Source organism: Prosthecobacter sp. (assembly GCF_044222345.1).
GTDB lineage: Bacteria > Verrucomicrobiota > Verrucomicrobiia > Verrucomicrobiales > Verrucomicrobiaceae > Prosthecobacter.
On the sequence record NZ_JBGANL010000023.1, the window covers coordinates 83,301 to 94,461 of the forward strand.

Here is an 11,161-nt window from a genome sequence, read left to right on the forward strand (position 1 = left end):
CCAGCCCGGCGTCATTCCTGTAAATTCGCGGATATTCGCGTTAAATATCCGGGTGCCGGATAACTTCGGGCTTTAGCCCGCTCTGAATAACGCTCACGAAATCACCATGCGCTTCAGTGTCATTCTTGCACTCCTCCTCGTCCTGTCAGGATGCGGCAGAAAGACGCCTGCAAAGATCATCGTGCCCCCGCTGCCCAAAGTAGAAATCGCCGACGTCCCCTCCCCTCCAACTCCGACCATCATCGTTGCGAAAGGCTCCACCCTCCAATCCATCGCGACCGCCGCCTACCACCACAGGGATTTCAGCGGTTTCGTGGGACACCTGAATGGCATAACCATCCCTGAACGGCTTCGTGCGGGTGCCACTCTCAAAACCCCATCTTTGCCCGTGGCATTTCGTGATGCAGGTCTGCATCCGCAGTATCAACCAGCCATCAACGCACTGGCTCAAGCGTGGATTGATCTAGTGGACATTTTGCCGGCCTACACCCATGCACGCGATGCCAGCGGAGTGAATGAAGGCTCATCATTCACCGTACCAGCCGACATCAAAGCCAGGCTGATCAGTTGCGCGGATGCAATCGATGCATCGATTGATGTCTTGATGCATCCAGCCACAGGCCATGCAGTACCACTCAGAACCATCGGACAGTTTGCAGGAGTGTCCCATTTCCTCAGGGAGTTTTCCACCGGCCTCGTCGCCAGTCGTGACTACGACACCTTTCTCGCTGAAAAAGGCTTCGGCTTGGGCTTCACCTATGCCCTCCTCTGGGTGCAGTCAGGATACAAATGAGGAAAAGGCACTTCATCGCTTAGAGCTTCTCGGCTGCCCCGCCTGGTAAAAACCGGAGTTCAGTTTTGTGGGTCCCGTTGTGCACCTGCACCAGCGTCACCTGATCCTTAAACATCTCGCAAAACACCGCGCACCTCAGCGTCGCCCCCTCCACGCCCCCCGGCACCTCCACCTCAAAAAACAGCACCACCTCCGGGTCCCCGCTCTTCTCACTCGCCTTCTCCATCTCCCTTCCCACCCACGTCATCTTCCCCACTTTCCCAGCCGCATCCGTCACCACAAACGTCTTCTTCAGATACGCCACCACCTGCGCGTCAAACTCCGCCGCAGGCGTCTTGTCGATCCGCATCTCCCGCTCGCTCTGCCGGATCAGCGCCAGCTCAAGATCACTCACGAAAACCGTGAGGCTCACCTCCAGCTTCTTCGTCTTCGCATCGTACTCAGCCTCCGCCGTCGAGACATGCACCGAATGCGCCTGCAGGCACGTCACTGCCAGCAAAGAGAAAATGACACACAAGACGCGCATGGAGCGCGGACTTTAGTCCGCAGCACCCTCGCAATCAAGCCACGCCTTCCCCCTGCTCTGCCGCAGTCACGGCTTTCTTGTCCTTCGTCCCCTTGGCAAAGAAGCAAGCCCGAATCCTGCCACACCCACCCGCAACAAATCAGCTCGTGCCACACCCACGACTTTCTGATACTCTGCCGGAGTGAATCCCGCCGCCCCCATCTCCAAACGACGCCGCTTCTGGCGCTGGACCTGGCGTCTCGGACTCACCTCCCTCATCCTGCTGTCCATCCTCATCGGCTGGGCATGGCACCAGCGCGTCCCCCTCGCCAATGCCCTCCTGCGCCGCTTCCTCGGCGACATGCAGGTGCAAGTCGTCTCCATCGACTGGCAGGACGGCGCCCTGCACCTGCGGGAAATCAGCACCCTCCACCTCCCCGGCTCAAAGCACATCTCAAGCGTCGGCCATCTGGAATGGCGGCCCCATTGGAGCCAGTTGCACGAGGGAAATCTCGGCGGCCTCAAAGTGGATGAAGCCGTGGTGGACGTGCCCCTGGCCTGGCTGCTGCCCTCACCACCCCAGCCCGGCAGCACGCCCCCCGCAGCCACGCAATCCACCTCGTTCCGCTGGCGTCTGGATCTCGTGGATCTCACCCCCACGAAGTTCATCGTGCGCGATGACAACTGGCAGCCCCTCGCCAGCGTCATCATCACGCAGAAGGTACAGGCCTTGGAAGTCGGCGGCAGCAAATCACCCTCGTTCAAAACCGTCATCACCGACCTGCAGCAGGCGGAGTGGCGCGGCCAGCCCGTGTTCAGCAGCCTGCATTTTGAAACCGAAATGCGCAGGAACGAGATCGAACTCAAAACAGCCTCGCTCCGCGGCGGTCATTTCGATCTCGCCTGGCTGCAGCAGCTCAGTCCCGCGCTCAGGGCACAGCTGCCCCCCTTGCGTGCCGGCCTGGAATTTGCATGGGAAGGCCGCGACATCAGATTCTCAAACACCAGCTTGCTCGCAGGCGGCACTCACCAGCTGCATTTGAAAAATCTGCACCTGCAGCCCCTGACCGGCGCTGGTCACATCACGGTCACTTCCATTGACCTGAAAGCCTCCCAGGATTTAAACAGCCTCTGGCATTTGGAAAGTGGTCTGCTGCAAAAGCCCCTCATCGAGTGGACCCGTGAACTCGAAAACGCCCTGCTGCCCAAAAGCCAGTCCCAGCAGGCGTCCGCCTGGCAGGCAAAAATCGATTCACTGGAAGTGAAGGACGGCGCGCTCAAACTGACACCTACCGACTTATGTCCCGTCTCGGGTGACTTCGCCTGGAGCACCAGCCTGGAAGCGCTGGACATTTCCTCCGAAGAATGGCGCTCGGCGGTGAAGCAAAAACTGACGCTGACAGATGTGTCCCTGCGCTGGAATCCCAAAACCACCAGCTCTCAGCCACCCCCGTTTGTCCAGGCAAAGTCGGCCTCGCTGGAACTGGTGCCCGACAGCTTTCGTGAGTTGTGGCAGGTCGGGTCACTGGTTCTGAACGCCCCACAATTGGCATTCACCCCTGAAAACGGGCCGTGGTTTGACAAGATCGAAACACCACCGGTGAAAACATCTCTCAAACCTGCCCTGCCCTGGTGGAAGCAGCTGCAGTTTGGCTCCCTCACCGTGACGGATGCCGAGCTCAAAATCGCCATGCAGCTGGCGGAACGCCTGGACTCCTCGATCCGCTTCGCCATCACCACAGAGCAGTCAAAGCAGCTTCTGCGCATTGCGTCCGCACAGATGCGCATCCCCAGACGTTCCTCCCTGCCGGTGTTGGATTTCGCGGAGGTGGAGGTGCGGGCGGCGCTGCCGGACATGTGGCGCACGCAGCGCCTGGAATCCTTGAAGATCACGCAAGGTCACGTGGCGGCGGGTGATGCACTGATGACTTTGTTCACCGGTGACGCAGCCGTGGTTCAGCAAAAAGCAGATGCCACGGCAGCGCGCTGGACAACGGGTAAAATCGAAGTGGATAAACTCGGCGTCACCCTCATGAGCATCGCTCCCGGTCTGCCACCGGTGCGTTTTGATGTGAATCTCTCCGCCAACGAGACCCCTCTGGATCTGGACGGCCTCGCGGAAAACGTGGAGCCACAGAGCATCCAGCTCACACGCCTGCGCATCCCCTCCCCTTACGAGGCGCTGCGCACCGTGGCGGAAATGGATGTCATCCATGTGAACTACACCCTCGACGGCCTCCTTCACCGCCGCATTGACCGCGTCGAAATCGTCTCCCCCGTCCTCTATGTGGGCGAAGATCTCTTCTGGTATGTGGAAAGCTATCGCAAATCCATGAAGGGCGAAGCACCCATCCCGGATGCGACCTTCGGCCCACCCGCACCGCCAAAACCCGCCGCCCCGGGCTGGCAGGTGGACACCCTCGCGGTCAGCGACGGCAAGCTGATCATCGCCCCAAAAGGCGTGCCCCTCGCAGGCATCAGCCGCCCTTTCCCCTTCAGCTTCACCTCGAAACTCGAAAGCGGCCAGCTCGACGCCCAGTTCAACATCCCCACCGACAATTACACGCTCAAGGAGCTGAAGCTCGAGTTCCTCGGCATGAAAGGACTGGTCCATTTCAATCTGCCCATGAAAGACCGGAACAACAATCTGACCGAGACCTTCACCGTTGATCAATTGCGCTGGAAGCAGCTCCACTTTGAAAAAGCCCACCTCAGCGTGACCTACGATGCACACGGCATCTATGGCATCTTCGGCAGTTCGGCCTACGGCGGCTATGTGAATGGCGCGTTCGACATCTACCTGGACGAGACTTTCACCTGGGATGGCTGGGTGGCCGGCACCGATGTGGACCTCAAGCCCGTCACGACCACCTTGTTCCCGGAGTATTTTCTGATCGACGGCAAGGTGCAGGGCAAGATCGTCGCCACCGGAAACAAGAACGAACTGTACCAGGGCGATGCCGAATTCCAAAACCGCTCGCATGGCCGCTTCAGCATCGCCGCCCTCAATGATCTGATCAATTCTCTCCCCAGGGCGCTCACCGGCTCCATCGGTGATCAAATAACCCGCATCGGGCTGGAAACACTGCGCGATTTCGAGTATGAGAACATTGATGGCAAAGCACGCTTTTACGGACGTGAGGGCCGAGGTCGCCTGCGATTTTTCGGCCCGAAAGGCTCGCGCAATTTCGATGTGAATGTCTATGATCACCGCTGGAAAGAGGAACCCCGCAAACCCGAAACCGCTGATGCCTTGGCACATTGAACGACTCATCCTTTGCTCTGCCTCTCTCACTCTGGCCGCCTGCAAACTGCCCGAGGTGCCCATCACCACGCCGAAGCCTCTCGAAGTGAACCTCAACATGCGCCTCGATGTCTACCAGTACCGCGGTGACGAGCCCCAGGACAAGGAGGCCCTTAAAAACGCCAGCGAGGCCACCGAGCGCATGCGCAACCGCATGGATGAAATCCAGACCTTGAAAAACAACCAGCTCGTCAGCGAAAACCATCGCGGCCTGCTGCAAATCCGCGAGGTCCCCGCCGGCGACTGGGGCGCTCAGGTCAAAAAAGCTGTGTCCGCCGAAAATGAAGACCGCATGCTTCTCATGCGCCAGAAGGCGAAGGAGTCCAACCGCCCGCTCTATGAGATCGAGGGCGAGCAGTGGCGCCTCCGCAGCGAGCAGGCTGAAACCGGCGAATGGATTGAAATTCCAGGCACCACCCCCGGTTCCTTTGAGTTGAAACGGGTGGACGCCAAAACAACTCCCCCCGCCTCCACTCCAACCTCCACTCCAACCTCCACTCCAACCTCCACTCCAACCTCCACGCCAGCCACACCCAAGCCATGAGACTCATCCTCTTCCTGCTCATCTCGTTGACCGTTGTACTCGCCTTCACCAATCCCAACGAGGCCGAGTTCCGCACCTACATGCAGCAGAAGCACGGCATTGCCGGCGCACTCAGCTTGAAAGTCGCCGCCATCTTCTCCGCCGGCACCAGCACCGGAGTCTCCCGTGACAACTACATCATCTGCAGCCGCTACTACATCGGCGGAGACGGCATCCTGCCTCGCACAGATCTGGCCTGGGCGGTGGCCGGAAAATTTTTTGACATAGACGAAGGCGACGAAAAATGAGGCCATGCCTCATCTGCCGCCTTTGCACAAGCGGCGGCCAGCATCGCAATCGACCTGTCCCGCCAGGAAAATGCATTTGTTCAACGCAGGCATGGCAGCCCTCGTGGTCACCCAAAAGTTACGGGGCCGCTTCAGCCGGTTCCGGCTCGGCTTTCTTCGCCGTCGGCATTTCCACCGTCACACTCAGCTCCCATGCACGGTTTTTGATGCACCACACCAGCACCGCCAGAGCGAGGAAGCTGATTAGAACCAAATGCATCATGCAGCCGGTGCCGCATCCGATTCCTTGAAACGAATCGCGATAAGTGCGGATATTAGTTCTGCCAGAGTCCCCCATTCGCGACAACCTGCCTCATCTTGGATTGGACAGCCAGCGTTTGTCGTCGATTTTTAAGCCCGCCTTTTACTGATCCCTCCACCCAAAACTTCCTGATCCCCCATGTCACGCCGTGCCCAATCTGGAGTCCGCCCCACCCATTGGCTGGGATTGATCGCCATTCTCGCCGTCGTCGGCGGCGGTGGTTTTGCTTTGATGCATCGCTCCACGGATGCGATGACTGGCGTCACCGAGCTCAGCGCCAGTGAGTTCATGGAAAACGCCACCGCTCTCAGCGGCAATGAATACAAGGTCGAAGGCGTCGTGGACGACCGCCTCGACAACTGGCGCAGCGCAGACGGCCGCCTCTTCAGCTTGCAGATCACGGATGGCGCAGGCAATACTTACCTCCCTGTCTGGGTGCCGCCGGATTACAAAGGGGCCAACATCCAGCGCCGCCAGCGTTATATTTTTAAAGTACGCGTCATGGAAACCGGCGTGCTCGAAGTGCTCGAACTCATCAAAGCATAATCCCACACCGTCATGAAGCGCCTCATTTTTGCCCTATCCCTGGCCGGGCTTCTCCCAGCCAGCGCCCAGGTTCTCCCAGGCAGCCCCGGTGCGGGTGCCCCCCCGGCCAGCACCACCTCCAACAACAATTACAACATGGTGCCCGGCAGCGCTGCCGACCGCCAGACAGATACGCAGACCGCTCTCGGCAACATGCCCATGGCCGATCCCGGCTCGGAGAACGTCTCCTTCAACGGCAAGCTCTGGAATGTGACCAACAACCGTCTCATGCGCTCCCGCTTTGAGACCTATCTCACCACGCCTGAGGCCAACGGTCCTGAAGACCAGGCCTACCGAGATCTCATGGCTCAGATCATGGAGCTCCTCGCTCCCACCCACAAACAGGCTCCCGATCCTGTCACCAAGGTGCAGGCCCGTGGTCCTGAAGTCATGAAAGCCTTTGCCCTGCTGCCGGAGGCCGGTGCCGCCAGAATCGACGGTGGCCTCTGCAACGCCGTCGCCAATGCCATCTGGGATGTCTGGACCTCCCAGAAACGTGTCAACGAACGCAAGCTCGCCAACACCGCCATGATGGAGCGCCGCAGGCAGCTCGAATGGAACGCGGAGATGGGCCTCAACAGCACCCCGCTCGCCAAAACCGGCGGCAGCACCGCAAAAAGCGGCCAGCAAAATCAGCAGCAACAGCAGCAGACTAACAGCGCCACCGTCGGCCGCACCTCCGGTTACATCAAGGGCATCGCTGAAATCGAAGCCCGCACCAAGCTCAACGAGACCGCCATGGGCCTCTCCGAAGTCACCAGCAAGATCCAGTTCCAGGCCCTCATCATTCAGATGTTCATGCAGCGTCGTTTTGAGCACGCCGTCATCGCCTGCCGCTTCTATCCCAATCTCTTCCGCGACGGCGAAAGCATCCTCCAGCTCGACAAGGGCAGCGATGTCCAAAAGCTCCTCTCCAGCAGCTTCGGCGTCCCCCCCACCGTCAGCATGATCGACGGCCTCTCCCTCGAAGCCATCCGCAGCGTCGACGAATCCCTCGTCTCCTTCGAAAACCTCGTCGCCCGCCGGGATGTTGACAGCGCCAGCAACCGCCTCCTCGAAGCCTATGCCATCGGCGAATACCTCCCACGCGTCCGCCGCCTCCCCATGTCCGAAAAGACCAAGGTCCTCGATTTCGTCCGCAAGAAAAACAAGCTCCTCTCCTTCCTGGAAATGAAGGACTATTCCAGCGCCGAGACCGTCGTCATGGAACTCCGCAGTTCCTCCGACGACTTTGAATACGCCAAGCCCCTCGCCGCGATTCAGACCGCCAAGACCATGAGCAATCTGCACGTGAACAACGCCAATGCAGCCATGGGCAACAAGGACGCCAAAACCGTCGAGGCCGAGATGAAGGCCGCCGCCGAAATCTGGCCCACCAACCCCCGCGTCACCCAGCTCAGCGAGCACATGATGCAGTCCACCGACATGAAGTCCCAGGCCCTCATGGAATTCGACCGCCTCCTCAGCCAGCGCAACTACCGCCAGATCTTCGAAAACCAGGCCCCCTTCATCGCCGCCGTCGCCGATGACCTCACCCGCAAGCAGCAGCTCGAAAAAGTCCTCAAGGACATGGGCCGCCTCGAACTCATCCTCGGTGGCGCCAAGGAAATGGCCGCCAGCAGCGCCCCCGCCGCATGGGAAAAAGTGGAGAAAGAATCCAAGCTCTACCCAGACGATCCCGTGCTCAGCAAACTGCGCGCAGACCTCGGTGTGAAGGCCAGCGAATTCGTCACCGCCATCGAAAACGCCCGCCAGCAGGAAGAGAAGCAGCAGGTCGGCTCCGCCCTCGCCTGGTATTTGAAGGCCAAGAGCATGCACCCCCTCAGCGAGATGGCCCGCGATGGCATCAAGCGCCTCGTCGAAGTCGTCAAAAACGGCGACCAGCCCCCCGCCACCACCCCCGACCCCACCTCGGCTTCAGCGCTCAGCAATTAGAGCGTTTTGAGATAGTCATCAAAAGGACAGTCAGGAAGCCCGTAGGGCTATCATGCCGCCCATGATTCAAATTCTGGGGAACCGCGTAGCGGTGACACAAACCTCCGCTCACCCATCGCATTCGCTGCAACTCACGAGCCTCCTCACCGGTACTTCGACAACCCTTCCAAATACTGCCGTGCCAGCTCCGTCTGCGGTCGTGTGAAAAACTCCGCCGCAGTGGATGACTCCTGCACTTTCCCGCCCACGAGGAAGACCACCCAGTCCGCCACCTTGCGCGCAAAGCTGATCTCATGCGTCGCCAGAATGATGCTCTGACCCGCCTCCGCCAGTTCACGAATCACATCCAGCACCTCCCCCGTCATCACGGGGTCAAGAGCCGAAGTCGGTTCATCCAGCAGCAGCAAACGCGGCTTCGGTGCCAGCGCCCTCGCGATGGCCGCACGCTGCTGCTGCCCTCCGGAAAGCTGGCTCGGCCGTTTATGCTCATGCCCGGCCAGACCTAGCCGGTGCAGCAGCTCCAGCGCCCGCTGCGTGGCCGCCGTTTCGCTCATCCCATGCACCTCCCTCAGCGGCAGCGTGATGTTCTGCAGCGCCGTGAGATGCGGAAAAAGATTGTACCCCTGAAACACAAAACCATTCCCACGCCGCTCATTCAGGGCACCCTCCTCATCGTGCGGCAGCGTGCGGGCATCAAGGCTCACATACCCCTCATCCGGCACCAGCAGACTCCCCAGCACCCGCAGCAGCGTGGACTTCCCCCCGCCCGAAGGCCCCAGCAGCGCGATCACACGCGCCTCGTCACCCGTGGCAAACGAAGCCCCGTCCAGCGCCGCGTGCGCGCCATAGCGTTTCGTCACCGCATGCGTTTCAAGTCTCATACGCAAACCTCCCTTCAAGCCGCCGCGCCAGATGTGAAAGCGGCAGCGTCACCACCAGATACGCCAGCGCCAGCGGCAGGTAGCCCTCCAGCGGCGCAAAGTTCGCAGCATTCATGATTTTGACCTTCTGCACCAGCTCCTCGATGCCGATCACCGAAAGCAGCGACGAATCCTTGATCAGCGAAACCAGCTGCCCCGTCGTCCCCGGCAGCGCCCGCCTCAGCGCCTGCGGGATGATCACAAACCGGTACGTCTGCGCCTTGCTAAAACCCACCGCACGCGCCGCCTCAAGCTGTGAAGCACTGATGCTCTCCACCGCACCCCGGAAAATCTCCGCCAGATACGCCCCCTCAAAGCACCCCAGCAGAATGATCCCCGTAAACAGCGGCTGATCAATGTTCAGCGCCTGCGCGATGATGTAATGCCCGATGAGCAGCTGCACCAGCAGCGGCGATCCCCGCACCACCTCCACCACACTGCCGCATCCCATCCGCACCGGCATCCACGGCGCACGCCGCCCCAGCATCAGCACAAAGCCAAACCCAATGCTCACCACCATCGCCACCAGCGACAGCCCCATCGTGCTCAGCCAGCCACTGAAAAACTGCTGCCGGTACTGCCACACCCCGCTCCAGTTCCAAGGATACTCCACCGCCGAAAACACCCCGTAAAACACCGCCGACGCGACCGCAAACAGCCCCAGCGCATACAAAGCGCGGCGCGTATTCGAAACATCTGTGGCGTGAGAAGCAGGCAAGGCACGGTGATTTACGCCAGAAAGCAGCCGTTTGTCCCGCAGATTTTACTTCGCCACCGTAGCAATCACACCCGGCCTAGCCGCCCGGCTCTGCAAAAACAACACCACCCCCCGCGCAATCCCATCCGCCACCTTGTCCCGATACCCCGCCTGCTTCAGCCGCACCGACTCACTCGCGCTCGTGATGAACCCGCACTCCACCAGCACCGCCGGACACGCCGCCCGCGCCACCACAGCGTACTCCCGCGCCTTGATCCCCCGGTCTTCCGCCTGGGTGACACCACACACCAGCCTCTGCACCGTCCTCGCAAATTCCGCCCCGCCCCCTTCCGTTCGCCCCTCGCCAGTAGACACAAGCTGCCGCGCAGCCAGCCCCTTCGATTCCGCAAAGTAAGTCTCAATCCCCTCCGCCTCCGTGCCCTCACCGTCCGTGTTGAGGTGCACACTCACAAAAGCCGCCGCCCCATGCCTCCCCGCCATCGCCGCACGCTCATCCAGCGTCAAAAAGCGGTCGCCGCTCCGCGTCATCACCACCCGCACCCCCGCCGCTTCCAGCTCCCTCTTCAGCCGGTTCGCGATGTCCAGGCTCATATTTTTTTCGATCACCCCGTTGGCCACCGCCCCGCCGTCGTGCCCCCCATGCCCCGCATCCACCACCACCAGCGGTGCCTTCTCATTCCAAAAACGCTCCCTCGGCACAGGCTCCGCCTCCCTCCGCCCCTCCAGCCACACCAGCGAATACGCACTCCCACCGAGGGCCGAAAAAGCGACCACCGTTTGCAGGCTCAGGACGATAAGCGGGCGAAATTTCAAAAAATATATTCACAGTTATAAAATATTTGATTGAATTAACAATCGAATTTTCTACAATAACCATATGAAGACGCCCTGCCTTCCATCCTGCTTGCTGAGATCTCTCGTGCTTTGCTCGGCAGTCATTTTCGCTCTGCCACTCCAGGCCGTCACCAATACCTTCACGCAGCCCCCCCCGCCCGGCTATCCAGCCCCCGGCACCGGCCTCCAGCAGCCCTCCGCCAGAGCCACCCGCCAGTCCGCCGCCGCCATCCAGGCCCCCGCTGGTCGCGCCCCGCAGTCCCCCCCTGCCAACTACACCCGGCCCCCCGGCTACACCTACCCACCCGCCCCTCCCGGCTACGGCCCCCCGCCCAAGCCCACGGCCTCCAAATCCACCAAGTCCGCCAAGTCCACCACCCACGGCAAATCCACCGCCAAATCCACGTCCTCGAAAAAGCCCACCGCAGGCCCCCC

General features: G+C 60.6%; 11 protein-coding genes and 1 pseudogene. 7 read left to right on the forward strand and 5 right to left on the reverse strand.

The window, feature by feature from the left end; genetic code table 11:
• Window positions 1–106: 106 nt before the first annotated feature.
• The gene (locus tag ACILSL_RS14010) at window positions 107–793 is read left to right on the forward strand and encodes a lipoprotein (protein ID WP_395732664.1); all 687 of its coding nucleotides are present in this window, start codon (window positions 107–109) and stop codon (window positions 791–793) included.
• Window positions 794–812: 19 nt separating this feature from the next.
• On the opposite strand, the gene ACILSL_RS14015 is transcribed toward ACILSL_RS14010, so the two are convergent.
• Window positions 813–1,319, reverse strand: a complete 507-nt coding sequence (locus ACILSL_RS14015) for a DUF6702 family protein (RefSeq protein ID WP_395732665.1) — start codon at window positions 1,317–1,319, stop codon at window positions 813–815.
• 181 nt (window positions 1,320–1,500) lie between these two features.
• Between ACILSL_RS14015 and ACILSL_RS14020 the strand changes: the two genes are divergently transcribed.
• Genes ACILSL_RS14020 through ACILSL_RS14030 form a run of 3 tightly spaced genes read left to right on the forward strand, consistent with a single transcriptional unit; the run spans window position 1,501 to window position 5,433 of the window.
• Window positions 1,501–4,563, forward strand: a complete 3,063-nt coding sequence (locus ACILSL_RS14020; protein WP_395732666.1) for a hypothetical protein — start codon at window positions 1,501–1,503, stop codon at window positions 4,561–4,563.
• The gene (locus tag ACILSL_RS14025) at window positions 4,547–5,146 is read left to right on the forward strand and encodes a DUF1318 domain-containing protein (RefSeq protein WP_395732667.1); all 600 of its coding nucleotides are present in this window, start codon (window positions 4,547–4,549) and stop codon (window positions 5,144–5,146) included. Before ACILSL_RS14020 ends, ACILSL_RS14025 begins: the two co-directional genes overlap by 17 nt.
• Window positions 5,143–5,433: a hypothetical protein gene (locus ACILSL_RS14030; protein ID WP_395732668.1), complete on the forward strand. Its 291-nt coding sequence runs from the start codon at window positions 5,143–5,145 to the stop codon at window positions 5,431–5,433. Before ACILSL_RS14025 ends, ACILSL_RS14030 begins: the two co-directional genes overlap by 4 nt.
• Before the next feature lie 118 nt (window positions 5,434–5,551).
• Here ACILSL_RS14030 and ACILSL_RS14035 read toward each other — a convergent pair whose 3' ends face one another.
• On the reverse strand, window positions 5,552–5,695 hold the full coding sequence (locus ACILSL_RS14035; protein WP_395732669.1) for a hypothetical protein: 144 nt from the start codon (window positions 5,693–5,695) through the stop codon (window positions 5,552–5,554).
• A 177-nt stretch (window positions 5,696–5,872) separates the two neighbouring features.
• Here ACILSL_RS14035 and ACILSL_RS14040 point away from each other — a divergent pair, with 177 nt between their 5' ends.
• Window positions 5,873–6,280, forward strand: a complete 408-nt coding sequence (locus ACILSL_RS14040; RefSeq protein WP_395732670.1) for a hypothetical protein — start codon at window positions 5,873–5,875, stop codon at window positions 6,278–6,280.
• 12 nt (window positions 6,281–6,292) lie between these two features.
• Entirely contained in the window at window positions 6,293–8,254 is a 1,962-nt protein-coding gene (locus ACILSL_RS14045) for a hypothetical protein (RefSeq protein WP_395732671.1), read from the forward strand.
• A 143-nt stretch (window positions 8,255–8,397) separates the two neighbouring features.
• Here ACILSL_RS14045 and ACILSL_RS14050 read toward each other — a convergent pair whose 3' ends face one another.
• Genes ACILSL_RS14050 through ACILSL_RS14060 form a run of 3 tightly spaced genes read right to left on the reverse strand, consistent with a single transcriptional unit; the run spans window position 8,398 to window position 10,705 of the window.
• Window positions 8,398–9,135, reverse strand: a complete 738-nt coding sequence (locus ACILSL_RS14050) for an amino acid ABC transporter ATP-binding protein (protein ID WP_395732672.1) — start codon at window positions 9,133–9,135, stop codon at window positions 8,398–8,400.
• Complete coding sequence (locus tag ACILSL_RS14055; RefSeq protein ID WP_395732673.1) at window positions 9,125–9,892, reverse strand: amino acid ABC transporter permease; 768 nt, start codon at window positions 9,890–9,892, stop codon at window positions 9,125–9,127. Before ACILSL_RS14055 ends, ACILSL_RS14050 begins: the two co-directional genes overlap by 11 nt.
• A gap of 45 nt (window positions 9,893–9,937) precedes the next feature.
• A complete protein-coding gene (locus ACILSL_RS14060; RefSeq protein WP_395732674.1) occupies window positions 9,938–10,705 on the reverse strand; it encodes an N-acetylmuramoyl-L-alanine amidase in 768 nt (255 codons plus the stop codon).
• 91 nt (window positions 10,706–10,796) lie between these two features.
• On the opposite strand from ACILSL_RS14060, the pseudogene ACILSL_RS14065 reads away from it, so the two are divergent.
• A pseudogene (locus ACILSL_RS14065) lies at window positions 10,797–11,161 on the forward strand (hypothetical protein); the annotation flags it as partial.